The sequence below is a fragment of the Burkholderia puraquae genome (assembly GCF_002099195.1).
In the GTDB taxonomy this organism is placed as follows: domain Bacteria; phylum Pseudomonadota; class Gammaproteobacteria; order Burkholderiales; family Burkholderiaceae; genus Burkholderia; species Burkholderia puraquae.
This window is the reverse complement of sequence record NZ_NBYX01000018.1, coordinates 94,799-119,566: the sequence shown is the minus strand read 5'-3', so window position 1 is coordinate 119,566 and position 24,768 is coordinate 94,799. Positions and strand designations below refer to the sequence as shown.

General features: G+C 67.3%; 25 protein-coding genes. 12 read left to right on the top strand and 13 right to left on the bottom strand.

The window, feature by feature from the left end:
- The first annotated feature begins 10 nt into the window (after positions 1 to 10).
- Entirely contained in the window at positions 11 to 1,561 is a 1,551-nt protein-coding gene (locus tag B7G54_RS28320) for a SulP family inorganic anion transporter (RefSeq protein WP_085042050.1), read from the top strand.
- 65 nt (positions 1,562 to 1,626) lie between these two features.
- Here the strand turns inward: B7G54_RS28320 and B7G54_RS28315 are convergent, their stop codons facing one another.
- The 6 genes from B7G54_RS28315 to B7G54_RS28285 form a co-directional block, all read right to left on the bottom strand.
- Entirely contained in the window at positions 1,627 to 3,171 is a 1,545-nt protein-coding gene (locus B7G54_RS28315; protein WP_085042049.1) for a 2-isopropylmalate synthase, read from the bottom strand.
- A gap of 318 nt (positions 3,172 to 3,489) precedes the next feature.
- Positions 3,490 to 4,362 (bottom strand): CDP-diacylglycerol--serine O-phosphatidyltransferase, encoded by an 873-nt coding sequence (gene pssA / locus B7G54_RS28305; RefSeq protein WP_085042048.1) that lies wholly within the window; start codon positions 4,360 to 4,362, stop codon positions 3,490 to 3,492.
- A 15-nt stretch (positions 4,363 to 4,377) separates the two neighbouring features.
- Complete coding sequence (locus B7G54_RS28300) at positions 4,378 to 5,022, bottom strand: phosphatidylserine decarboxylase (protein WP_085042047.1); 645 nt, start codon at positions 5,020 to 5,022, stop codon at positions 4,378 to 4,380.
- 127 nt (positions 5,023 to 5,149) lie between these two features.
- Positions 5,150 to 6,166 (bottom strand): ketol-acid reductoisomerase, encoded by a 1,017-nt coding sequence (gene ilvC / locus B7G54_RS28295; RefSeq protein ID WP_034190794.1) that lies wholly within the window; start codon positions 6,164 to 6,166, stop codon positions 5,150 to 5,152.
- 95 nt (positions 6,167 to 6,261) lie between these two features.
- A complete protein-coding gene (gene ilvN, locus B7G54_RS28290; RefSeq protein ID WP_011352712.1) occupies positions 6,262 to 6,753 on the bottom strand; it encodes an acetolactate synthase small subunit in 492 nt (163 codons plus the stop codon).
- Positions 6,754 to 6,864: 111 nt separating this feature from the next.
- A complete protein-coding gene (locus B7G54_RS28285; RefSeq protein WP_012492736.1) occupies positions 6,865 to 8,628 on the bottom strand; it encodes an acetolactate synthase 3 catalytic subunit in 1,764 nt (587 codons plus the stop codon).
- Positions 8,629 to 8,982: 354 nt separating this feature from the next.
- Here B7G54_RS28285 and B7G54_RS28280 point away from each other — a divergent pair, with 354 nt between their 5' ends.
- The 11 genes from B7G54_RS28280 to B7G54_RS28230 all read left to right on the top strand — a co-directional run bounded on the left by B7G54_RS28280 (position 8,983) and on the right by B7G54_RS28230 (position 18,458).
- On the top strand, positions 8,983 to 9,546 hold the full coding sequence (locus B7G54_RS28280; protein WP_048249338.1) for an RNA polymerase sigma factor: 564 nt from the start codon (positions 8,983 to 8,985) through the stop codon (positions 9,544 to 9,546).
- Positions 9,543 to 9,968 (top strand): DUF3619 family protein, encoded by a 426-nt coding sequence (locus B7G54_RS28275; RefSeq protein ID WP_039370552.1) that lies wholly within the window; start codon positions 9,543 to 9,545, stop codon positions 9,966 to 9,968. The genes B7G54_RS28280 and B7G54_RS28275 overlap by 4 nt, the downstream gene beginning before the upstream one ends.
- A gap of 26 nt (positions 9,969 to 9,994) precedes the next feature.
- Positions 9,995 to 10,753: a DUF3106 domain-containing protein gene (locus B7G54_RS28270; protein ID WP_085042046.1), complete on the top strand. Its 759-nt coding sequence runs from the start codon at positions 9,995 to 9,997 to the stop codon at positions 10,751 to 10,753.
- A 6-nt stretch (positions 10,754 to 10,759) separates the two neighbouring features.
- A complete protein-coding gene (locus tag B7G54_RS28265) occupies positions 10,760 to 11,266 on the top strand; it encodes an RDD family protein (RefSeq protein ID WP_085042086.1) in 507 nt (168 codons plus the stop codon).
- A gap of 225 nt (positions 11,267 to 11,491) precedes the next feature.
- Positions 11,492 to 12,430, top strand: coding sequence for a UDP-2,3-diacylglucosamine diphosphatase (locus B7G54_RS28260; RefSeq protein ID WP_085042045.1), 939 nt, complete (start codon positions 11,492 to 11,494; stop codon positions 12,428 to 12,430).
- A gap of 29 nt (positions 12,431 to 12,459) precedes the next feature.
- The gene (locus B7G54_RS28255; protein WP_085042044.1) at positions 12,460 to 13,494 is read left to right on the top strand and encodes a glycosyltransferase family 4 protein; all 1,035 of its coding nucleotides are present in this window, start codon (positions 12,460 to 12,462) and stop codon (positions 13,492 to 13,494) included.
- Positions 13,491 to 14,027: a diacylglycerol kinase gene (locus B7G54_RS28250; protein ID WP_085042043.1), complete on the top strand. Its 537-nt coding sequence runs from the start codon at positions 13,491 to 13,493 to the stop codon at positions 14,025 to 14,027. The genes B7G54_RS28255 and B7G54_RS28250 overlap by 4 nt, the downstream gene beginning before the upstream one ends.
- 205 nt (positions 14,028 to 14,232) lie before the next feature.
- On the top strand, positions 14,233 to 14,976 hold the full coding sequence (locus B7G54_RS28245) for a TetR/AcrR family transcriptional regulator (RefSeq protein WP_085042042.1): 744 nt from the start codon (positions 14,233 to 14,235) through the stop codon (positions 14,974 to 14,976).
- Entirely contained in the window at positions 14,973 to 15,554 is a 582-nt protein-coding gene (locus B7G54_RS28240; protein ID WP_085042041.1) for an LOG family protein, read from the top strand. The genes B7G54_RS28245 and B7G54_RS28240 overlap by 4 nt, the downstream gene beginning before the upstream one ends.
- Before the next feature lie 22 nt (positions 15,555 to 15,576).
- The gene (locus tag B7G54_RS28235) at positions 15,577 to 16,338 is read left to right on the top strand and encodes an SDR family oxidoreductase (RefSeq protein WP_085042040.1); all 762 of its coding nucleotides are present in this window, start codon (positions 15,577 to 15,579) and stop codon (positions 16,336 to 16,338) included.
- Positions 16,339 to 16,565: 227 nt separating this feature from the next.
- Positions 16,566 to 18,458 carry an ArnT family glycosyltransferase gene (locus B7G54_RS28230; protein WP_085042039.1) on the top strand — a complete coding sequence of 631 codons (1,893 nt, stop codon included), beginning with the start codon at positions 16,566 to 16,568 and terminating at the stop codon, positions 18,456 to 18,458.
- A gap of 185 nt (positions 18,459 to 18,643) precedes the next feature.
- Here B7G54_RS28230 and B7G54_RS28225 read toward each other — a convergent pair whose 3' ends face one another.
- From B7G54_RS28225 to B7G54_RS28195, 7 genes are all read right to left on the bottom strand, one after another.
- On the bottom strand, positions 18,644 to 19,261 hold the full coding sequence (locus B7G54_RS28225) for a DUF924 family protein (RefSeq protein ID WP_085042038.1): 618 nt from the start codon (positions 19,259 to 19,261) through the stop codon (positions 18,644 to 18,646).
- The gene (locus tag B7G54_RS28220) at positions 19,258 to 19,989 is read right to left on the bottom strand and encodes an alanyl-tRNA editing protein (protein WP_085042037.1); all 732 of its coding nucleotides are present in this window, start codon (positions 19,987 to 19,989) and stop codon (positions 19,258 to 19,260) included. The genes B7G54_RS28225 and B7G54_RS28220 overlap by 4 nt, the downstream gene beginning before the upstream one ends.
- A 105-nt stretch (positions 19,990 to 20,094) precedes the next feature.
- Complete coding sequence (locus B7G54_RS28215; RefSeq protein ID WP_085042036.1) at positions 20,095 to 20,505, bottom strand: group II truncated hemoglobin; 411 nt, start codon at positions 20,503 to 20,505, stop codon at positions 20,095 to 20,097.
- Between the two features lie 42 nt (positions 20,506 to 20,547).
- Positions 20,548 to 23,163, bottom strand: coding sequence for an ABC transporter permease (locus tag B7G54_RS28210; protein WP_085042035.1), 2,616 nt, complete (start codon positions 23,161 to 23,163; stop codon positions 20,548 to 20,550).
- Entirely contained in the window at positions 23,160 to 23,777 is a 618-nt protein-coding gene (locus B7G54_RS28205; protein WP_085042034.1) for a DUF4126 domain-containing protein, read from the bottom strand. Before B7G54_RS28205 ends, B7G54_RS28210 begins: the two co-directional genes overlap by 4 nt.
- Positions 23,778 to 23,987: 210 nt before the next feature.
- Positions 23,988 to 24,308, bottom strand: coding sequence for a quaternary ammonium compound efflux SMR transporter SugE (sugE, locus tag B7G54_RS28200; RefSeq protein WP_069747437.1), 321 nt, complete (start codon positions 24,306 to 24,308; stop codon positions 23,988 to 23,990).
- 145 nt (positions 24,309 to 24,453) lie between these two features.
- On the bottom strand, positions 24,454 to 24,738 hold the full coding sequence (locus tag B7G54_RS28195) for a putative hemolysin (protein ID WP_085042033.1): 285 nt from the start codon (positions 24,736 to 24,738) through the stop codon (positions 24,454 to 24,456).
- Positions 24,739 to 24,768 lie beyond the last annotated feature (30 nt).

The following is a 24,768-nucleotide window of genomic DNA, read 5'->3' as shown; positions in this document are numbered from 1 at the left end:
CGCCCCAACCATGAAACTGAACGAGCGCCTGTCCACCCTGCCGCGCGACATCGTCGCCGGCGTCGTCGTTTTCCTCGTCGCGCTGCCGCTGTGTCTCGGCATCGCCAATGCATCCGGCGTCGAACCATTCGCCGGGCTCGTGTCCGGCATCGTCGGCGGCATCGTCGTCGCGCTGCTGAGCGGCTCGTCGCTGTCCGTCAGCGGGCCGGCCGCGGGCCTCGTCGTGATCGTCGTCGAAGGCATCGGGCAACTCGGCAGCTTCTCCGCGTTCCTGCTCGCGGTACTGCTGTCCGGCGTACTGCAGTTCGGGTTCGGCATGCTGCGCGCCGGCCGCTTCGCCGCCTATGTGCCGTCGCCCGTCATCAAGGGCATGCTCGCCGCGATCGGCCTGTTGCTGATCGTGAAGCAGATTCCGTTCGCGTTCGGCATCGGCGGCTCGGCAGCGCAATCGTTTGCGAACTGGCCGGGCCTGCCGGTCGCGTGGGCCGCGACAGCCATCGCACTCGCATCGCTCGCGCTGCTGGTCGCGTGGGACACGCCCGCGCTGCGCCGCTTCGCACTGGTGCGCTCGGTACCGGCCCCGCTCGCGGTGGTCGTGCTGGGTATCGGCGCCACGCTCGTGCTGAGCGTCGTCGCACCGTCGGTCGCGCCAGGCGCTGCCCATCGCGTGACGCTGCCCGAACTCGGATCGTTCGCGGCCTTCGCGGCGTCGCTCAAGCATGCGGAGCTCGGCCCGAACTTCGCGCAGCTCGTCAATCCGGACGTGTGGCGCGTCGCGATCACGCTCGCGGTCGTCGCGAGCCTCGAGACGCTGCTGAGCCTCGAAGCGGTCGAGCAGATCGATCCGAAGCGCCGGCCGACCCAGCCCGACCGCGAGCTCAAGGCCCAGGGCGTAGGCAATCTCGTCGCGGGCGCGATGGGCGGCCTGCCGATCACGTCGGTGATCGTGCGCAGCTCGGTGAACGTCAATGCGGGCGCGCAAAGCCGGATGTCGGCGATCGTGCACGGGATGCTGCTGCTCGCGAGCGTGTTCGCGCTCACCGGCCTGATCAACCTGATCCCGCTCGCGAGCCTCGCCGCGATCCTGATCCACACCGGCTTCAAGCTCGCGAAACCCGCGTTGTTCCGCTCGGTGATGAAACAGGGGCCGGCCGCGTTCGTGCCGTTCGCCGCGACGATCGCCGGCGTGCTCGCAGTCGACCTGCTGTTCGGCATCGCGCTCGGCCTCGCCTGCAGCGTGCTGGCAGTCGCCATCGCGAACCTGAAAAGCCCCGTCACGCTCGCGCAGCACGACGACCACTTCCTGCTGTCGTTTCGCAAGGACGTGTCGTTTCTCGGCAAGGTACAGGTCAAGCACCACCTGCGGCACATTCCCGACCGGGCCGCAGTGATCATCGACGCGACGCGCGCCGACTACATCGATCACGACGTGCTCGAACTGCTCGACGCGTTCGTCGCCGATGCGCCGCGACGCGGCATCGCGGTGGAGTTCCGGCGGCGCAGCCCGGCGCCGCGCACGGCCGCGCGCCGCTGGCTGTTCCGTGCGCCGGCCGCCGAATGAGCGGCAAATGAAAAAACGCCCCGGCGGCGCTGGGCCGCACGGGGCGTTTCGGTGATGCGCAGCGCTTATGAGCGCTGCGGATTGAGCTTGTCGTCCTTCGAATGCAGCTTGTTCAGTGCGGAAATGTATGCCTTCGCGGATGCCGCGACGATGTCCGGATCAGTGCCGACGCCATTGACGATCCGCCCGCTCTTCGACAGCCGGACAGTCACTTCGCCCTGTGCCTGCGTGCCGGTCGTGATCGCGTTCACCGAATACAGCAGCAGTTCGGAACCGCTGCCGACTTCGCTCTCGATCGCATTGAACGTCGCATCGACCGGACCGTTGCCGCGCGCCTCGCCGGTCACTTCCTTGCCTTCGACCCCGAACACGACCTTCGCATGCGGCTGCTCGCCCGTTTCCGAGTGCTGCGACAGCGACACGAACTTGAAGTGCTCCTGCTCGTGCGCGAACGCCGATTCCTCGGACACGATCGCGATGATGTCCTCGTCGAAGATCTCGGCCTTGCGGTCGGCCAGATCCTTGAAACGCATGAACGCGGCATTCAGTTCGCTCTCGCTGTCGAGCGACACGCCGAGCTCCTGCAGGCGCTGCTTGAACGCGTTACGGCCCGACAGCTTGCCGAGCACGATCTTGTTCGCGGTCCAGCCCACGTCTTCCGCGCGCATGATCTCGTAGGTGTCGCGCGCCTTCAGCACGCCGTCCTGGTGGATGCCCGACGCGTGCGCGAACGCGTTTGCGCCGACCACGGCCTTGTTCGGCTGCACGACGAAACCGGTGATCTGCGACACGAGCTTCGACGTCGGCACGATCTGCGACGTGTCGATGCCGACGTCGAGACCGAAGTAGTCCTTGCGCGTCTTCACGGCCATCACGATTTCTTCGAGCGACGTATTGCCCGCGCGCTCGCCGAGACCGTTGATCGTGCACTCGACCTGACGCGCACCGCCGATCTTCACGCCGGCGAGCGAGTTTGCGACGGCCATCCCGAGATCGTTATGGCAGTGCACCGAGAAGATCGCCTTGTCCGAATTCGGAATGCGTTCGCGCAGCGTCTTCACGAGGTTGCCGTACAGCTCCGGCACGCCGTAGCCGACCGTGTCGGCAATGTTGATCGTCGTCGCGCCTTCGGCGATCACGGCTTCCAGCACGCGGCACAGGAAATCCATGTCGGAGCGGCTGCCGTCTTCCGGCGAGAATTCAACGTCGTCGGTGAACTTGCGCGCGAAGCGCACCGCGAGGCGAGCCTGCTCGAACACCTGGTCGGGCGTCATCCGCAGCTTCTTCTCCATGTGCAGCGGCGACGTCGCAATGAACGTGTGGATCCGGAAGCTCTCGGCCGGCTTCAGCGCGTCGGCCGCACGCTGGATGTCCTTGTCGTTGGCGCGCGCCAGCGAGCAAATCGTGCTGTCCTTAATGAGACCGGCGATCGTGTGGATCGCATCGAAATCGCCGTTCGAGCTGGCCGCGAAGCCGGCCTCGATCACGTCGACCTTCATCCGCTCGAGGTGCTTCGCGATACGGATTTTCTCTTCCTTCGTCATCGACGCGCCGGGCGATTGTTCGCCGTCACGCAACGTCGTATCGAAAATGATCAGCTTGTCTGTCATGGGGGGCTCCAGGGCTTTTTATACGGAAGTCAAACGTAACGAGATCGCGCCACCGCTGGCGACGCTCAACAACAGACGAGGCTTGACGGAGGGCGAGAACGGTCAGCGCGGCAGGCGCGCCAAAGCTAGCGCGCGTAGCGGCGCACCGGCTAGAAGGAGGGAGAGGCGGGAAAAGGCAGTCATGCCGAAGACTATAGCGGCATTCCGTTGGGTGCGCAATCGGACGGCACCCGGGGTTTCCGGCGGCCCGGTTCAAAAAAGGGGCAAAAGAAAACGGCGGCCTCGAAGCCGCCGTTTCCGGGAAAAAACGCATGTGCGTCAGTGATCGCGCTGCGACGAGCGCGCCGGATTCGCGCGCCCGCGGATGGCCATGTAGGCCCAGAACACATAGCCGGACAGCCCGTACAGCACGAACAGGCAGAACAGCATCAGCGGCGGGTCGGACGACACGAGCACGAACGCGACGACGACCAGCAGGATCGCCGCGAACGGCACGCGGTGCCGCACGTCGAGCGCCTTGCCGCTGTAGAACGGCGCGTTCGACACCATCGTCACGCCCGCGTAGATCGTCAGCACGAACGCGACCCACGGCAGCCAGCCGAGCTTCAGCGGCACGCGATTGTCGGTGGCGAGCCACACGAAGCCCGCGATCAGCGCGGCGGCAGCCGGGCTCGGCAACCCCTGGAAGAAGCGCTTGTCGACGACGCCGATGTTCGTATTGAAGCGCGCGAGCCGCAGCGCGGCGCCCGAGCAATAGACGAACGCGGCGAGCCAGCCCCAGCGGCCGAGATCCTTCAGCACCCACTCGTACATCACGAGCGCGGGCGCGACGCCAAACGACACCATGTCCGACAGGCTGTCGAACTGCTCGCCGAACGCGCTCTGCGTATGCGTCATGCGGGCGACGCGCCCGTCCATCCCGTCGAGCACCATCGCGACGAAGATCGCGATCGCGGCGATCTCGAAACGCACGTTCATCGCCTGCACGACCGCGAAGAAGCCGCAGAACAGCGCGGCGGTCGTGAACGCGTTCGGCAGCAGGTAGATGCCGCGTGTCTTCAGGAACCGCTGGCGCGCGGCGCGGCGGCTCTCGATGGGCCCCGATTCGGGCGCCATCACCTTGTTGCGGCGGAACGGACGTGGTGTCTGGCCGGCGCCGTTGCGCGGCCGACGCGGTTTGAATGCGGCCATCGTGCGCCTCGCCGCTTACTGTTCGAGTTCGGCGAGGATCGTCGACGACGCGTAGACCTTCTCGCCGATCGACACCTTCGCGCGGCTACCGAGCGGCAGGTACACATCGACGCGCGAGCCGAAGCGGATGAACCCGTAGCGCTGGCCGCGCGACAGCGGCTCGCCGGCGCGCACGTAGCAGAGAATCCGGCGTGCGACGAGGCCCGCGATCTGCACGGCCGTCACGGTCTTGCCGCTCGCCGTCTGGATCACGACCGCATTGCGTTCGTTCTCGGTCGACGCCTTGTCGATCGCCGCGTTCAGGAACGCGCCCGGGAAGTACTCGACCTTGGAGATCGCGCCATCGACCGGCGAACGCTGCGAATGGACGTTGAAGACATTCATGAACACGCTGATCTTCAGCGCTTCTCGGTTCGCGTACGGATCCTGCGCGGTCTCGACCGCGACGATGCGGCCGTCCGCCGGGCACAGCACGGCGTTCGGCTGCGCCGGGATCGGGCGCTGCGGATCGCGGAAGAACTGGACGACGAAGACGAGCAGCAGCCAGAACGGCCACGCGAAGCCGAAGCCCCCGATGGCGTGGATCAACAGCGCAATGACGGCTGCAATCGCGATGAACGGCCAGCCTTCGCGCGCGATGATCGGATGAGGATAGTTCATGGATTCGTTCTGTGTTCGGTGAATTGCAAAGCCCGTAGGATAGCAAAAGCCGCCCGGGGCACTGCTGCCTTCGGGCGGCTTTTTGGTACCGGCCCTCTATTCGAGGGGCCGGAACAGCTCGCGGGGCTTAGTTCTTCGTCTGGTCGACGAGCTTGTTCTTCGCGATCCACGGCATCATCGCGCGCAGCTTCGCACCGACCTGTTCGATCTGGTGCTCGGCCGTCAGGCGGCGGCGCGACTGCAGCGTCGGCGCGCCTGCCTTGTTCTCGAGGATGAAGCTCTTTGCGTACTCGCCCGTCTGGATGTCGGTCAGGCACTGCTTCATCGCCTTCTTCGTCTCTTCCGTGACGACACGCGGGCCCGTCACGTACTCGCCGTACTCGGCGTTGTTCGAGATCGAGTAGTTCATGTTCGCGATGCCGCCTTCGTAGATCAGGTCGACGATCAGCTTCAGTTCGTGCAGGCACTCGAAGTACGCCATTTCCGGCGCGTAGCCTGCTTCGACCAGCGTCTCGAAGCCCGCCTTGATCAGCTCGACGGTACCGCCGCACAGCACGGCCTGCTCGCCGAACAGGTCGGTTTCGGTTTCTTCACGGAAGTTGGTTTCGATGATGCCTGCACGGCCGCCGCCGTTCGCTGCCGCGTACGACAGCGCGATGTCGCGTGCCGCGCCCGACTTGTTCTGCGCAACCGCGATCAGGTGCGGCACGCCGCCACCTTGCGAGTACGTGCCGCGAACCGTGTGGCCCGGTGCCTTCGGCGCGATCATGATCACGTCGAGGTCGGCGCGCGGGATCACCTGGCCGTAGTGGACATTGAAGCCGTGCGCGAACGCCAGCGCTGCGCCCTGCTTGATGTTCGCGTGCACTTCCTTCGCGTACACGTCGGCGATCTGCTCGTCCGGCAGCAGCATCATGACGACGTCTGCGCCCTTCACCGCTTCCGCGACTTCCTTGACCGACAGGCCTGCGTTTTCAGCCTTGCTCCACGACGCGCCATCCTTGCGCAGGCCAACCGTCACGTTCACGCCGCTTTCCTTCAGGTTCAGCGCGTGTGCATGGCCTTGCGAGCCGTAGCCGATGATCGTGACTTGCTTGCCCTTGATGAGGGAGAGGTCGGCGTCTTTGTCGTAGAAAACGTTCATGATGGTTCCTTCGCTAATTCAAAAATTCAACAATTCGTTCGGATGGAGTACTGCGGGCCGGGACATGACGGCGCACCCGGCGTGCCGGTCTGGCATCACACCTTCAGGATGCGCTCGCCGCGTCCGATGCCGGAGCTGCCGGTGCGCACGGTCTCCAGGATCGCGCCCGCGTCCAGCCCCTGGATGAATGCGTCGAGCTTGTCGCTCGCGCCCGTCAATTCGATCGTGTAGGTCTTTTCGGTCACGTCGATGATGCGGCCGCGGAAAATGTCCGCCATCCGCTTCATTTCTTCGCGCTCCTTGCCCACTGCACGTACCTTGATCAGCATCAGCTCGCGTTCGATGTGTGCACCGTCGGTCAGGTCCACCACTTTCACCACCTCGATCAGGCGGTTCAGATGCTTCGTGATCTGTTCGATCACGTCGTCGGAGCCAATGGATACGATGGTGAGCCGCGACAGCGATTGGTCTTCGGTCGGCGCCACCGTCAAGGTTTCGATGTTGTAGCCGCGTGCGGAAAACAGACCGACCACGCGCGACAGCGCGCCCGGTTCGTTCTCCAGCAGGACGGAAATGATGTGTCTCATGTTCGCTTCTTCCAGAATGTGCCGTGTCGATTCACTCGCGCCGCGCGCCGCCGCGTGCCGCACCGCCCTTCGTGAAGGCGGCCGCATCGGGCTCGGGCGCGCGTCGCGCCGTTACAGATCTTCCGATCCGAGCAGCATCTCGGTGATGCCCTTGCCGGCCTGTACCATCGGCCAGACGTTTTCGGTCGGATCGGTCTGGAAGTCGAGAAACACGGTGCGGTCCTTCAGGCGCAGCGCTTCCTTCAGCGCCGGCTCCACATCCGAAGTCTTTTCGATCCGCATGCCGACATGGCCGTACGCTTCGGCGAGCTTCACGAAATCGGGCAGCGCATCCATGTACGAATGCGAATAGCGCTTGCTGTATTCGATCTGCTGCCACTGGCGAACCATGCCGAGATAGCGGTTGTTCAGCGAAATGATCTTCACGGGCGTGTCGTACTGCAGGCAGGTCGACAGTTCCTGGATGCACATCTGGATCGAGCCTTCGCCCGTGATGCACAGCACGTCGTCGTCCGGGTGCGCCATCTTGACGCCCATCGCTGCCGGCAGGCCGAAGCCCATCGTGCCGAGGCCGCCGGAGTTGATCCAGCGACGCGGCTTGTTGAAACGGTAGAACTGCGCCGCCCACATCTGGTGCTGGCCGACGTCCGAGCACACGAACGCATTGCCGTCCGTCAGCTCCCACGCCTTCTCGACCACGTACTGCGGCTTGATGATCTCGCTTTCGCGGTCGTACTTCAGGCAGTCCTTCGCGCGCCAGCCCTCGATGTCCTTCCACCATTGCGCGAGCGCCTCGGTGTCGGGGCCATGCTCGGCCGTCTGCAGTTGCTCGATCAGCTCCTTCAGCACTTCCTTCACGTCGCCGACGATCGGGATGTCGACCTTCACACGCTTCGAGATCGACGACGGGTCGATGTCGATGTGGATGATCTTGCGCGGACGCGACGCGAAGTGCGCCGGGTCGCCGATCACGCGGTCGTCGAAGCGGGCACCGATCGCGATCAGCACGTCGCAGTGCTGCATCGCCATGTTCGCTTCGTAGGTGCCGTGCATGCCGAGCATGCCGAGGAATTTCTTGTCCGACGCACGATAGCCGCCGAGGCCCATCAGCGTGTTCGTGACCGGATAGCCGAGCAGGTCCGCGAACTGGTTCAGTTCGCGCGACGCGTCGGCGAGGATGATGCCGCCGCCCGTGTAGATGTACGGACGCTTCGCCGTCAACAGCAGCGACACGGCCTTGCGGATCTGGCCCGAATGGCCCTTCGTGACCGGGTTGTACGAACGCAGCGACACGCTCTTGATGGGCTCGTACTGGCACGGCGTCTTCGAGATGTCCTTCGGGATGTCGATCAGCACCGGGCCCGGACGGCCGGTGCGGGCGATATAGAACGCCTTCTTGACGGTTTCCGCGAGGTCGCGCACGTCCTTCACGAGGAAGTTGTGCTTCACGCACGGACGCGTGATGCCGACGGTGTCGCACTCCTGGAACGCATCCTGGCCGATCGCGGCCGTGGGCACCTGGCCGCTGATCACGACCATCGGGATCGAATCCATGTACGCCGTGGCGATGCCGGTCACCGCGTTGGTGACACCGGGGCCCGACGTCACGAGGCAGACGCCGACATTGCCGGTGGAACGCGCATACGCATCGGCTGCGTGCACGGCCGCCTGTTCGTGGCGCACCAGCACGTGCTGAATCTTGTCCTGCTTGTAAAGCTCGTCGTAGATGTAGAGTACCGAGCCGCCGGGGTAGCCCCAGATGAATTCGACGTTTTCATCGGCCAGTGCCTTCATGAGCACGGTACCGCCGATGGAGTCGCTATCGGGAGGGGAAAGGGGTTCCGACGTGGAGAATTCCGCGCTGGGCATGTTCATTTTGACCTTTCGAATTTTCGGCAAAAAATTGATCGGGTGCTCTCTGCCGGGCTTGTGGCTCGGGTTCAAGCGGCGCGTCCAGTTTGAAGGGCAGGCTTCTTGGGCCAGCCTCAAATGAGACCATCACTTCATGTTGCGAATCATTGACGATAGCGGGTCACGAATGGGTCGTCAAGCAAAATATCCCGCAGCGCATCATGGGCACCGCCCGGCACCCCGCCACCGCGGCTCGCGCGCAACGTGCGGCGCCCAACCCGGTGCCAAGCGGCGCGAAAATTTGATAGCATCCGCGGGTTTTACGAAATTTTCGACCTTTTACACCACGCAGCGGTCCGCAGCGCATACCTTCACGGAATGGCATCAGACAAGGAACTCGCCGACTTTCTGGCGGGCGTCGAAAGGCGCGCGTTCAAGCAGGCTGCGTACGCCGTGCGTGACGACGATGCGTCGCTCGACATCGTGCAGGACGCGATGATCAAGCTTGCGGAGAAGTACGGCGACCGGCCGGCGGCCGAGCTGCCGCTGCTTTTTCAGCGGATCCTGCAGAACGCGATCCACGACTGGTTCCGCCGGCAGAAAGTCCGCAATACCTGGGTCACGCTCTTCTCGTCGCTGAACAACACCGACGACGACGACTTCGACCCCCTCGAAACACTCGAATCCGCGGACGACAACGCGGGCGTCGAAAGCAGCGAGCACCGCCTCGAACGCGAGCAGGTTCTGGCCCTGATCGACGAAGAAATCCAGAAACTTCCGGCACGTCAACGGGAAGCGTTCCTGATGCGTTATTGGGAAGATATGGATGTCGCCGAGACTGCCGCCGCAATGGGGTGCTCCGAGGGCAGCGTGAAAACGCACTGCTCGCGAGCCACCCACACCCTGGCGCACGCGCTCAAGGCCAAAGGAATCACGCTATGAGCTCCGCTCCCGCAAATCGAGAACACGAATTCGCGCTGAAGGTGCGCCGCGCGCTGGACGAGCGCGCGGCCGACCTGCCCGCCGCGACCACCGACCGTCTGGCCGTCGCCCGCCGGGCTGCGCTCGCGCGCAAGAAGCCCGAAGCCGCGACCGTGCCGGTGTTCGTGCCGGCCTTCGCCGGCGCGGCCGGTGCGTATGGCACGGCACCCGCGAGCCGCCCGCAGGCGTCGTTCGCGCGCCGCCTGCTGCGCGCGTGGCCGCTGGCACTGCTGCTCGCCGGGCTGGTCGGCATCGCCTACTGGGAAGACATGCAGCGCACCGCCGAACTCGCCGACATCGACGCGGCGATGCTCAGCGACGACCTGCCGCTCAACGCGTATCTCGATCACGGGTTCAACGCGTATCTGTCGCGCGCTCACTAACAGACAATAACGAGGGGATCGCACGGGTGAGTCAGAAGCGCGGCCTGGCCGTATTTTTCGGATGCGTAATCGCGATCGCCGTTTCCTACGTCGCCACTTACCCACGATTCCACCCGGCCCCCGCGACGACCGCCGCCGCGGCCAGCAGCCCTGCCGCGCCCGCATCTGCCGCGACCGGGCTGACCACCGAACTCCCCCCGCTGCCCCTGCCGCTGCCTGCCGCTACCGGCCCGCTGTCGTGGGCGCGCCTCACACCGGCACAGCACGCGGCACTCGCGCCGTTCGCCGACCAGTGGGACGGTTTCAGCGATGCCCGCAAGCGCAAATGGCTGAAGATTGCATCGCGTTTCGCGAAGTTGACGCCCGATGATCAAAAGCGCCTGCAGGATCGGATGACCGAATGGGCCCGGATGACGCCCGAGCAGCGCCGGGTCGCGCGCGAGAACTACCAGAGCGCGAAGGAGCTTTCCGCGCAAGCGCGCGAGCGGGCCTGGAAGGCGTACCAGCAACTCCCCGAAGAGCAGAAGGAACGTCTCGCGGCCGCCGAGCGCCGCCGTCGGCCGAGCGTCGTCAGCGCGCCGCCAACCGTCGCCGACCGTGACGTCCGCCGCCTCGTCAATTCGCACGAACACCCGGCCAGTGGCCCGGCCACCGCACCGGCGCCCGTCTCGGCCGCCATCGCGCCGCCGGTGCCCGCGTCGTCGACAGCCGGCACCGCATCCGCACCCGCCGCCGTGGCGCCGGTGTCGCCCGCCGACGCACCCTCGCTGTTCAAAGGCTCCTGAGTGGCCGTGGCGAACGCCCACGCCCCCGAATCCCCGGCCGCCGCGCCGTCCGTGCGACGGCGTCTCGCCGCGCTGCTCTACGAAGGCGTGCTGCTGTTCGGCGTGGTGTTCTTCGCCGGGCTCGCGTTCAGCCTCGCGACGCAGCAACGCAACGGCCTCGTCCATCACAACCTGCTCGCCGCCTGGATCGCACTCGTGGTCGGCGCGTACTTCGTGTGGTTCTGGACGCACGGCGGCCAGACGCTGCCGATGAAAACCTGGCGGCTGCGGCTCGAATCGTCGAGCGGCCGGCCGCTGCGCACGGGCCATGCGCTCGTGCGCTATGCGCTCGGCTGGCTGTGGTTCCTGCCGCCGCTCGCGCTGCATCCGCTCCTCGGCCTGTCGGTACCCGTCACGCTCGCGCTCACCGCCGCGTGGATCGCCGTGTGGGCAGGCGCCGCCCGGCTGCATGCCGGCCGCCAGTTTCCGCACGACCGGATCGCACGCACGCGCGTCGTCGCGATACCACGCTGACGCACTGCATTCGCCAGACAAAAACACTTCGCCGGGGCGGCTCCTGCCCCGCCCGACAGCCTTGCCAGACAACGGCCAGCCGTTCCGTACGGCAGATTACCCAACGCCCCTTCATTCACTGCTAAACACCTTGCAGCGGTCGTAATAAGAACGTCTCGTGACTGTCACGGCACAGTCACGCCCGCATGGCGGAATGCCGGTAATGTCAACCGGCGCGAGTCATGCATGGGCCAGAAAACGTCTGCGACCTCCCTGTTCCGTCACCCCATCGGCGCCCGCGCCGCCACCGCCTTCCTGTCAGGCTCTGCCGCAACCGACGGGCTGGTGTCGCAAGAACCGCCAGCCGGGCACGCCGCGCAGCATGACGACCCCGACTCGTCTGCCCATCGCTACCGCACCATCTGGCTGTCCGACATCCACCTCGGCTCGAGCGGTTGCCAGGCGCCGTACCTGCTCGACTTCCTGCGCCACAACGATTCGGAGTACCTGTACCTCGTCGGCGACATCATCGACGGCTGGCAACTGAAGAAGGGCTGGTACTGGCCGCAGGCGCACAACGACGTCGTGCAGAAGATCCTGCGCAAGGCGCGCAAGGGGACGCAGGTCGTCTACATCCCCGGCAACCACGACGAAGGGGCGCGGCAGTTCTGCGATCTCGCGTTCGGCGACATCCAGGTGCGCGGCGAGGCATTCCACACGACGCTCGCAGGCAAACGTTTGTGGATCGTGCACGGCGACCTGTTCGACGGCGTGATCCAGCACGCGAAATGGCTCGCGTACCTCGGCGACACGCTCTACACGCTGATCCTCGTGCTGAACCGCTGGTTCAACCGGATCCGCAGCCGGCTCGGGTTCCAGTACTGGTCGCTGTCGCAGTACCTGAAGCACCAGGTCAAGAACGCCGTCAACTTCATCTCGCAGTTCGAGACCGTCATGACCGACGAGGCGCGCCGCCGCGGCTGCGACGGCGTCGTGTGCGGCCACATCCACAAGGCGGAGATCCGCGACATCGACGGCGTGCTGTACTGCAACGACGGCGACTGGGTCGAAAGCCTGTCCGCGCTCGTCGAAACGATGGAAGGCGAACTGAAGATCGTCTACTGGACGGTGATGCGCACCGCACCGTCGGAGACCACGTCGCGCAAGGCCAAGGCCACTGCCTGACACAACTCTACTTACAGGACAATGCCGCGATGAAGATCATGATCGTCACCGACGCATGGGAACCGCAGGTCAACGGCGTCGTGCGTACGCTGAAGAGCACGTCGCGCGAACTCACTGCGCTCGGCCACCGTGTCGAACTGCTGACGCCGCTGGAATTCCGCACCGTGCCCTGCCCGACCTACCCCGAGATCCGCCTGTCGATCCTGCCGTACCGCAAGCTGCGCTCGCGGATCGACGCGTTCGCACCCGACGCGCTGCACATCGCGACCGAAGGCCCGCTCGGCCTCGCTGCGCGGCGCTACGCGCGTTCGCGCAAGCTGCCGTACACGACCGCGTACCACACGCGCTTTCCGGAATACGTGCAGGCGCGCTTCGGCATCCCGCTCGCCGCGACCTACCGTTTCCTGCACTGGTTCCACGGCCCGTCGCTCGCCGTGATGGCGCCGACGCCGGTCGTCAAGCAGGACCTCGAGAAATTCGGCTTCACGAACGTCGTGCTGTGGACCCGCGGCGTCGATCTCGACGTGTTCCGGCCGATGGAATCGAAGGTGCTCAATACCGCGCGGCCGATCTTCCTGTACGTGGGCCGTGTCGCGATCGAAAAGAACGTCGAGGCGTTCCTGCGTCTCGACCTGCCCGGCTCGAAGTGGGTCGCGGGCGAAGGCCCCGCGCTCGCGGAGCTGAAGTCGCGCTATCCGGAAGCGAACTATCTCGGCGTGCTGTCACAGACCGAGCTCGCGAAGGTGTATGCTGCGGCCGACGTGTTCGTGTTCCCGAGTCGCACCGACACGTTCGGCCTCGTGCTGCTCGAGGCGCTCGCCTGCGGCACGCCGGTTGCCGCCTATCCCGTGACGGGCCCGATCGACGTGCTCGGCGACGGCGACGCCGGCGCGATGCACGAGGACCTGCAGGAAGCCTGCCTCGAGGCGCTGAAGATCGAACGCACGACTGCGCGCGCATGGGCCGAACGCTTCTCGTGGCGTGCGGCTTCCGAGCAGTTCGCGTCGCATCTGAAGCCGCTGCCGAAGACCGCGTACTCGCCAGCCGAAGGTGCCGCCGTTTGAAACGAGACCTGAACGACAAGACCCCGCCCCCTGCCTCCACGCCGCAACGGCACCGCCCGTTCGACGAGGAAGAGCCGCACGCCGAAGCGGACGTGCACGCGCACGAGCCGCTCGGCCCCGACGACCAGTTGTCGCCGCTGCCGCCGAACCCGTACAAGCGCCACCGCGGCATCACGCGTGCGTGGTACGCCCTCAAGCATTCGCTGAACGGCTTTCGCGTCGCGATCCGCGAGGAGAGCGCGTTTCGCCAGGAACTCACGCTCGCCGCGCTGATGCTCCCGATCGGTGCGTTCGCGCCGGTGCCGGCCGCGTCGCGCGCGTTGCTGATCGGCTCGGTGCTGCTCGTGCTGATCGTCGAGCTGCTGAACTCGAGCGTCGAGGCCGCGATCGACCGCATCTCGCTCGAGCGCCACGAACTCTCCAAGCGCGCGAAGGATCTCGGCAGCGCAGCCGTGACGGTCGCGCTGTTCGCGTGCGTGACGACGTGGGGCTTCGTGCTCGGCCCGGTCGTCGCACACTGGCTCGGCTTCTAGACGGGTATCGCGCGGACGCGTCGCGCGCCGCCCGCGTGCGGCGCTGCACCATGCGCCGCGCGGGGCCGCGATCACGAAATGCCCCGGTGTGGCGAAACCCCGGTTTATAATCGTCCGCTAGACATAGAACAGCAACCCGCGCCGGACGAATCACGCAGCATCGATTGCAGCGCCCGCCAGTCCGGCACACACAGGGCCGGACGACATGGAAGCGAAACCTCCCCGCCGCACCCGCGAACGGATTCTCGAGTTGTCGTTGAAACTCTTCAACGAGATCGGCGAGCCGAACGTCACGACCACGACGATCGCCGAGGAAATGGAAATCAGTCCAGGCAACCTGTACTACCATTTCCGCAACAAGGACGACATCATCAACAGCATCTTCGCGCAGTTCGAGCAGCAGATCGAACGGCGGCTGCGCTTTCCCGAAGATCATCGTCCGACGATCGACGAAACCTGGTCGTACCTGCAGTACATGGCCGATTTCATGTGGACCTACCGGTTCCTGTATCGCGACCTCAACGACCTGCTCGCCCGCAACCGCACGCTCGAGACGCACTTCAAGCAGATCATCAGCCACAAGGTGCGCTTCGCGCGCGAGATGTGCGAGCTGCTCGTGTCCGACGCAGAGATGGTCGCGACGCCCGCCGAGATCGAGGTCATCGCCACCAACATGGCCGTCATTTCGACGTACTGGCTGTCGTATCAGTACGTGATGCATCCGCGCAAATACAACGACCAGGACGCGATCCGCGAGGAACTGCACCAGGTCAGCATGCACGTGATCTCCGTGATGGCACCGTACCTGCGCGGCCGTTCGCGCCAGCTGTTCGACGACCTGGTCTCCGGCAAGCTGCCGAAGCGCCAGTTCACCGACTACCTGCCGCCGCGCGACGGCTCGCCGCGCCCCGCCGGCAGCCCGGTCGCCACCAAGGATTCGAAGCAATGAAGGCTGTCTGTGTTTACTGCGGCTCGTCGTCCGGCGTGCGGCCCGTCTATGCCGACGCCGCGCGTGCATTCGGCCGCGCGCTCGTCGACGCAGGCCTCACGCTCGTCTATGGCGGCGGCCGTGTCGGCCTGATGGGCGTGATCGCCGACGAAGTGATGGCGGCCGGCGGCCATGCAGTCGGCGTGATCCCCGAACTGCTCGTCGACAAGGAAGTCGGCCATACGGGGCTGTCGGAGCTGCACGTCGTGCCCGACATGCACCACCGCAAGAAAATGATGGCCGACCTCTCCGATGCGTTCGTCGCGATGCCCGGCGGTGCCGGCACGCTCGAGGAGCTCTTCGAGGTCTACACGTGGGCGCAGCTCGGCTATCACCGCAAGCCCGTCGCGCTCTACAACATCGATTCGTTTTACGATCCGTTGATCGCACTGCTGCGCCATACGGTCGACGAGGGCTTCATGCGTCCGGCCTATTTCGACGCACTGTGCGTCGAATCGGAACCCGTCGAACTGATCGGGCGACTGCGTCGCTACCAGCCGCCCGCCCGCGACAAGTGGGCGCCCGACGCAGCCAAGTAACCGTCACCGGAACCCGCTCGCGATGACCGCACCGTCCGACCGCAAGGCCGTCCTCATCACCGGCGCAAGCCGTGGCATCGGCCGCGCGACTGCCGTGCTCGCTGCCAAGCGCGGCTGGGACGTCGGCATCAACTACGCGCGCGACGCGGCGGCGGCCGAACTCACCGCGCAGGCCGTCCGCGACGCGGGCGGCCGTGCGTGCGTCGTCGCAGGCGACGTCGCGAACGAGGCCGACGTCGTCGCGATGTTCGACACCGTCACGGCCGCATTGGGCCGCTTCGATGCGCTCGTCAACAACGCGGGCATCGTCGCGCCGTCGATGCCGCTCGCCGACATGCCGGCCGACCGGCTGCGGCGGATGTTCGACACCAACGTGCTCGGCGCCTACCTGTGTGCGCGTGAAGCCGCTCGCCGGCTGTCAACCGACCGTGGCGGCCGCGGCGGCGCGATCGTCAACGTATCGTCGATCGCCTCCCGGCTCGGCTCGCCGAACGAATACGTCGACTACGCGGGCTCGAAAGGGGCGGTCGACTCGCTGACGATCGGTCTGGCAAAGGAACTCGGCCCGCACGGCGTGCGCGTCAACGCGGTGCGCCCCGGCCTGATCGAGACCGAAATTCACGCGAGCGGCGGCCAGCCGGGCCGGGCGGCCCGCCTCGGCGCGACGACGCCGCTCGGCCGCGCCGGCGAGGCGGAGGAGATTGCCGAGGCGATCGTCTGGCTGCTCGGCGACGCGGCGTCGTACACGACGGGCGCCCTGCTCGACGTCGGCGGCGGCCGCTAACCTGACGCGCGGCGCAACAAATCGGCCGCCGGCCCCCCCTGTCGTCACGGCACCACAAATCTCCACAATTTCGTGACGATTTCGGTAAACATCCGTAATAGTTCCGTGCTCTACTAGCGGGCAATCAGACAGGCGTCATCAACGTCTGTACTTTGCCGCCTCGATGCGGCCCTTAATGGTCCGGCCCATGTCGCCGGATCGGCTCGACTCGACCCGAGATCTTTTCCATGCCTGGAACCGCAGCGCCCAGCCGGCGACGCACGCCCGTGCCCGCCTCGGCCGCGCACACCCGCTCGACCGCCGATACCGACGTCGCCGCGACGCTCGACGACGCCGGCACGCCCATGGCGTCCTCGCCTCCCTCCGCCAGCACCACGCGCGACCGCTCGCTCCTGCTCGGCTGGCGTGCATGGCTGTTCGTCGCCGTGCTGATCTGTGCATATACGCTGCCGGGCGTGCTCGGCCACGATCCGTGGAAACAGGACGAAACCTACACGTTCGGCATCATCCAGCACATGCTCGAGACCGGCGACTTCGTCGTGCCGACCAATGCCGGCCTGCCGTTCATGGAAAAGCCGCCGCTTTACGCGTGGGTCGCGACCAGCCTCGCCTGGCTGCTGCAACGCGTAATGCCGCTGCACGACGCGGCGCGGCTCGCGAGCGCGCTGTTCGCCGCGCTCGCATTCGGCTTCATCGCGCGCGCGTCGCGCGTCGCCAGCCGCGCGGACTCCTGGTTCGATCTGCGCGTGTTCGGGCCGGTCGTGCTGAGCGCGGGCACGCTCGTCGTCATCAAGCACGTGCACGACATGATGACGGACGTCGCGTTGTTCGCCGGCACGGCAATGGCGTTCTGCGGGCTACTCGAACTCGTGATGCAGCATGTCGCGCGCGCACAGCAGATGCGGCACGGGCTGCCGGTGCGCCCGGCGAGCCGCTGGGCCGCACCGATCCTTGGCGCAGGCGTCGGCATCGCGCTGATGACGAAGGGGCTGTTCGTGCCGCTCGTGTTCGCGGCCACGCTCGTCTGCACGCTGGTGCTCTACCCGGCCTGCCGTACCCGCTCGTTCGCACGCGCGCTCGGCGTCGCCGCGCTCGTGTTCGCGCCGTTCGCCCTGATCTGGCCGACCGCGCTGTTCCTGCGCTCCGAAACGCTGTTCATGACGTGGTTCTGGGACAACAACGTCGGCCGCTTCTTCGGTTTCTCCGTCCCCGAGCTGGGCGCGGAAAACGACAAGCCGTTCTTCATCCTGCGCGCGTTCCTGCTCGTCGGCTTCCCGGTCGCGCCGCTCGCGATCGTCGCGCTCGCGCGCGGTGTGTGGCGCGACTGGCGCACGCCGCGCGTCGCGCTGCCCGTTTTGTTTGCCGGCATCGGGCTCGCCGTGCTGCAAGTGTCCGCGACATCGCGCCAGCTCTACATCCTGCCGTTCTTCGCGCCGCTCGCGCTGGTCGCCGCGCAGGCAATCGAACGCCTGCCGCGCCGGTTGCATCTCGCATGGGATTACCTGAGCCGGATCCTGTTCGGCACGGCCGTCGCGCTCGCCTGGGCGATCTGGGCGGTGATGGCCGATCCGGCCGCGTCGCGTGCGGATCTCGCGCTGCTCGGCCGCTGGCTGCCGCTCGACTGGACGATGCCGATCCAGCCCGCACTCGTGATCGGCGCGCTCGCGCTGACGGTCGGCTGGCTGACGCTCCTGCCGAAGCTGCGCGCGACGGGCCTGTGGCGCGGCGCGCTGTCGTGGGGCGCCGGCGCACTCGTCGCATGGGGGCTCATTTACACGCTGCTGCTGCCGTGGCTCGACGTCGCAAAGAGCTACCGCTCGGTGTTCGACGACCTGAACGCGCATCTCGCGCTCGAATGGAACGACGGCGACTGCATGGCGAGCCTGCACGGGCTCGGCGAATCGGAAGCGCCGATGCTGTACTACTTCTCCGGCATCCAGCACACGCCGATCAATGACGCGAAGACGACGCGCTGCACCTGGATGATCGTCCAGGGCGTACGGGCCGTCGATCCGGCGCCCGGCAGCGAATGGAAACTGTTCTGGACGGGCGCGCGTCCGGGCGACGACAAAGAACTGCTGCGCGTGTACGTGCGCACGCCCGAACAGCACCTGCAGTGATGCAGGGCGGCACGGCGCGCTGCCGTGCCGGCCTTCATGCCAGCCGTGGAGCGGTGAGTTCCATCGCCCGGGCAGCGAACAGCCATCGCGAAAGGCGCGCCGCCGACCGGCGCTCCCGGCCGCCACGGTGCCCGCACGACTCCACGGGCCCGCCCCCTCTCCTTGTCACGCACCTGCCTGGATCTTCAGAACGAGGAACCGGGCTCGCGAAGAAACGCCGTCTCCTCGTCGCTCGATGCACGACCGAGAATCGCGTTGCGGTGCGGAAAGCGGCCGAAGCGCTCGACGACGGCCGCGTGCAGCAATGCGAAGCGGTGATAGCTCTCGCAGCCCGCTTCATCGCGGATGCCCGCGCACAGGCGCACGGCCTCGCGCTGGCTCTCGACCGACTCGTCGTGCTCGAACGGGAGATACGCAAATGCGCGGTGATGTCCGCTCGGCAACTGCGCGTCCCAGCCGGCCGCGACAACGCGGCGCGCGAGCGCAAGCGCCTTCGGATCGGCGGCAAACGCGCGCGGCGTACCGCGATGGATGTTGCGCGAGAATTGGTCGAGCACGACGATCAACGCAAGCGCCCCCGACGGCGAGCCTGCCCAGTGATCGCATGCACCGTCGCACGCGGCGTCGAGCAATGCGCCGTAGCGCGTACGCAGCACGTCGTCGAACGCCGCACCGCCGTTGAACCAGACCTTGCGGTTTTGCCCGAATTCGGCCGAGCCCGGCTTGCCGAACCAGAAATCCAGAATCTCCCGCGCGTGCGGATCGAGCGCTGCCGCGCTCGCGTGGGTGGTGTCGATCGTCATGCAAACTCCAGGACGAGGCGCCGGGTGCGCGCGCTCTTCTTTTCCAGTTTCGCGACCCGCAGCTTGCCGATCTCGGACGTGTTGCGCACATGCGTGCCGCCGCACGGCTGCAGGTCGACATGCTCGATACGCAGCAGCCGCACGCGGCCGAGGCCCAGCGGCGGCTTCACACTCATCGTGCGCACGAGGTCCGGTCGCGCGGCCATCTCGTCGTCGGTGATCCATTCGGTCGTGACCGGGTGCGCACCGACCACCAGGCCGGCGAGGCGTCGCTCGACATCGTCGCGGTCGATCGCGTCGGACGTCGCGAAATCGAGCCGCACGTAGTCGGCCGTCACACTGCAGCCGTCGACCGCGTACGGCAGTACCGCGCACATCAGGTGCGCGGCCGTATGCAGGCGCATGTGCCGGTAGCGGCGCAGCCAGTCGATCTCCGCGACCACGCGCGTGCCGGGCTCGAGCGTCGCAACGCTCGCCTCCTGCCCCGGTGCGGGCACGTGCACGGCATCGTCGGGCGTCGCGCCGTCAAACTTGGCCTTGCGCGTATCGGCAATCGTGATCGTGCTGCCGTCGGGCAGCGTCAGTGCGCCGGTGTCGCCGGCCTGGCCGCCGCCGAGCGGATAGAACACGGTGCGGTCGAGCCGGATGCCGTCGTCACCGACGGCCAGCACGACCGCATCGCATTGCGTGAGGTACGCGTCTTCGCGAAACAGCGCTTGTGTCGTCATCGGGCGAACCTCGTATCGATTGGGGAAAGCGGCCAGTGTCGCGCCGCGCGGTGCGCGCGCCCAGACGCAAATCGTCCTGCGCGCGGACGGCGGCGTACCGGTCGATCAACCGGGCCGGTTGCGCATCCAGTCGGCCGTGTCGTAGAACGAATGCATCAGCCGCTCGCGCAGCGGCTCGGCCAGCCCGACATCCTCCATCGCCCACGCCATGCAGCGCAGCCACTGGTCGCGCTCGACCGACGCGATCGGGAACGGCAGGTGCCGCGCGCGCAGCCGCGGATGACCGAACCGGCTGATGTAGTGGTCGGGGCCGCCGAGCCAGCCGCACAGGAACCAGAACAGCTTGTCGCGCGAGCCGTCGAGCGACGGCGGATGCAGCGCGCGAATCTGCGCGAACTCGGGCTCGAGGTCCATCAGGTCGTAAAAGCGGTCCACCATTTCGCGCACGCGGGCTTCGCCGCCCACGAGCTCGAACGCCGTCGGCTGCGACGGCGCATCGTCATTCACATCGGTCATACGGATAGTCGGAAAACGGGATCTTCGGGGCCGCGGCGACGCTCATGCGTCGCGCAGCGACTGCAGCGCGGGGCGCCGCAACACATTATGCAGGCTCAGCCAGCCGGCCGCACCGGCACACGCAACGCCGGCCGCGATGCCGGCCGGCACGAGCCACGGATCGACAGCGAGCTGGAAGTCGAACACGCGCGACGCGAGCACCCAGCCGACCGCGATCGCGCCCGCGGAGGCCAGCACGCCGGCCAGCGCGCCGACCACGACGAATTCCGCACGCTGCACTGCATTGACCTGCGCGCGGGACGCGCCGAGCGCACGCAGCAGCGCGGCCTCGCGCACGCGCTCGTCGCGCGTGCCGGCAAGCGCCGTGTACAGCACGAGTACGCCGGCGGCGAGCGTGAACGCGAACAGGAACTGCACCGCCCCCACCACCTGCAGCATCATCCGCTGCAACTGCGCGAGGATCGGCGCGACGTCGATCGCGGTCAGGTTCGGGTAGCGCGCGATCAGCGGATCGAGCAGCGCGGCGTCCGATGCCGGCAAATGGAAGCTCGTCAGGTACACGGCCGGGAAATCCTTCAGCACCGGCGGCGGCATCAGCACGAAGAAATTGACGCGGAACGAGCCCCAGTCGAGCTTGCGCACGCTCGTGATCGGCGCGTCGACCGTCAGCCCCGTCACGTCGAAACGCAGCACGTCGCCCGGCTTTACGTTCAGCGTCTTCGCGAGGCCGGCCTCGATCGAGATCTGAGGTGTAGCCGTGGTGCCGAACCAGTCGCCTTCGACGATCCGGTTGTCGGACGGCAGCTCGGTCGTATAAGACAGGTTAAACTCGCGGTCGACGAGCCGGCGCGCCTCGTCGGACGGGTATGCATCAGGATTCACCGGCTTGCCGTTGATCGCGACGAGACGGCCGCGCACCATCGGCGCGGGCACCGCGTCGCGCACGCCGTGCGCGGTCAGATAGGCCGCGACGTCGGCGCGCTGGTCGGGCTGGATGTCGATCAGGAACTGGTTCGGCGCATCGGGCGGCGTCGACTGCCGCCAGCCCGCGACGAGGTCGTTGCGCGTGATCGCGATCAGCAGCAGGCACATCAGGCCGAGCGCGAGCGCGGTGATCTGCAGCGCGCTGGCCGTGCCGCGCCGGTGCAGCGACGCGAGCGCGTAGCGCCAGCCGACGCCCGCGGCCACGCGTGCGTTGCGCACCGCACGCGCGGCGGCGAACAGCACGAGCCGCGCGATCAGCGTGAAACCGACCAGCGCGCCGGCGAAACCGCCCGCGACGATCAGCCCGAGTTTCAGGTTGCCGGCGGCCACGATCAGCAGCCCCGCGAACAGCACGACGCCGATCGCATACGCGGCCCACGCGGTGCGCGACGCATCGCCCCACTCGCGCCGCAGCACGCGCACCGGCGGCACGCGCGTGAGTGGCACGAGCGGCGGCAGCGCGAAGCCGAGCAGCAGCACGAGCGCGGCGCCCACGCCGATCAGCGCCGGCCACAGCGTGGGCGGCGGCAGCACCACATCGATCAGTCCGCCGAGCGCGGCCAGCAACGCCCAGTGGCCGCCGTAGCCGAGCACCGCGCCTGCGGCGCCGGACACGATCCCGATGCCGGCGAATTCGAGCGCGAACAGCGCGCCGAGCGTGCGGCGGCTCACGCCGAGGCAGCGCATCGTCGCGCAGCCGTCGAGATGGCGCCGCATGTAGCGTTGCGCGGCCATCGCGATCGCGACCGCCGCGAGCAGCGCGGTCAGCAGCGCGACGAGCGTCAGGAAGTGGCGCGCGCGATCCAGCGTCTGCCGCACCTGCGGCTGGCCTTCCTGCAACGACTCCAGGCCGACGCCGCGCAGTTTCCCGCCGTCGACGCGTGCGTGCGCATAGGCTTCGAAGCGCGCAACGGGCTGCTGGTCGCCGGCGACCAGCAGCCGGTACGTGACGCGGCTGCCGTAGCCCGTAAGCCCCGTCGCGGCGAGCTCGTCCGCGCGCATCATCAACCGCGGCGAAAAATTGACGAAGGAAAACCCGCGATCGAGTTCGCGAGAGATCGATGCGGCGACCTTGAACGTGCGCAGCCCGACGCGCACCGTATCGCCCGCCTTCAGGTGCAGCGCATCGAGCAGCGCCGGATCGGCCCACACGGTGCCGGGTGCGGGAATCTCGGCCGCCTTCTGCGCAGCGGTGGCGCCGGCGGGCAGGATCTCGACCGCGCCGCGCAACGGATATCCGGGCGACACGGCCTTCACGGCCGCGAGGCGCGATGGCGCCGCGTCGGTCGCCTGGCCGCCCGTGGCGGACGCGATCATGCTCGGGAAAATGGCGGTCGTTGCGGTACGCAGGCCGAGCGCGCGGGCCTGCCGGTCGAACGACGGGTCGACGGGGCGATCGGCCCGCACGACGAAATCGGCGCCGAGCATCTGGCGCGCGTCGCGCTCGAGCCCCTGGCGCAGCCGGTCGGCGAGGAAGCCGACGCTCGTCAGCGCCGCGACCGCGAGCACCAATGCGAGGACGAGCAGCGTCAGCTCGCCCGCGCGCCAGTCGCGCGCGGTCATGCGTGCGGCCTGGCGGATCAGGTCGCGCAGGCCGAAGCGGCCGGCATGCGCGGGCACCTCATGGCCGGGTTGCCCGGCCGGCGGCTGCGCCGCGTGTTGCCGCCCCTTCAATCGCGCTTCCCCCCGATCGAGTTCAGCCGCGACACCATGTGGTTCGCCATGCCGCGAAAGCCGCCCGAGACGCCGCGCCACAGGCGCGGGAGCGCCCATGCCGAAGCCGCGATGAAAGCGGCGAGCAGCACGAGGAACGCGAGCGGAACGAAGAACGCGAGCGCGAGCCCGCCGACCACGAGGCCGTCCTCGGTCGACGATGCGATCCAGTTCGAAATCGGTTCGGGAGACAGGTTGATCATCGCGCGCGTGCCCGCCTTCGCCACGTGCGCGGCACCGGCGAGCGAGCCGCCTGCGAGCCCCGCGACCGCGAGCACGGTCGGATCGGCATGGCCGAGCGCGCCGGCTGCGAGCACGGCGCCGGCCGGAATGCGGATGAAGGTGTGCACGGCATCCCACAGCGAGTCGAACGCGGGGATCTTGTCGGCAAGGAATTCGGTGAGGGTAAGCACGGCCGCGGCGCCGATGACCCACGGCGACATCAGGACGGCCAGCGTGTCGGGCAGGTGGAGCCAGCCGAACCGCGCCAGCACGCCGGCGATCAGCACCGTCAGGTACAGGCGCAGGCCGCTCGCCCACGCGAGCCCCGCGCCGAGCGAAATGGCTTCGATCATGGCCCTCTCCTTGCACTTTCCGTGCGCTTTGCCGATTGATCGGATCGGGTCGGACAGACCGGCCGCGCGGCGCGTGGCGACCGGCACCGCGTGCCGCGAGAAGCACGTCGGTATTCAGGCCCGAATGCGTTCCATTATAGACAGGCCAGGCGGGTGGCCGGCGCAATTCCGCAGTGCGGCACCGGGCGCGGGCGCACCCGGATGCCGCATTCAGGCAGCCGACGACAGCTTGAGGCCGATCAGCCCCGCGACGATCAGCGCGGCACTCGCGACGCGCGCGACGGTCAGCGCCTCGCCCATCATCACGATGCCGAACACGAACGCACCGACCGCGCCGATGCCCGTCCACACCGCGTACGCGGTGCCGAGCGGCAACTGGCGCATCGCGACCGCGAGCAGCCCGAAGCTGGCCAGCGCCGTCACGATCGTAAACACCGACGGACCGAGCCTCGTGAAGCCGTCCGACGATTTCATGCCGGCCGCCCAGGCCACTTCCAGCAAACCGGCAATCAACAACAATACCCACGCCATCTCGACGTACTCCGTATCGGATGGGGCCGTCCCCGTTGCAGCGAATGACCCGGGGTCGTCCCCGGGCGGCGCCGAGTATAACAAGATGCTTACGGACGCGGCGCGCAGCCGGCGGCCGATCGGGGGCGCGATCGGCCGGGCCCGGTCAGTTCGAAACGCGCTTCGGGCTGACGCCGCCGACGCAGCGGTCGTCGCGGTACAGCGCCCACTCCTCGCACACGCGGCCGTCGTTGAACACGCACATGCCGACCTGCCCGCTCGACAGGTTGCGGATCGTGTGGCGGCCGCCGAGCTTGGCGCAATTGACCGACGCGGGATTGGCCATCGCCTGCTGGGACGACGACGGTTGCTGCCCGGGCGGCAGCGGTTGGGCGAACGCGCCAGACGCAGCAAGCGCCAGCGCACAGATGACGACCAGACGGACGGACATTGCACGCTCCTCGTTTTCGTTCGCGGAGCG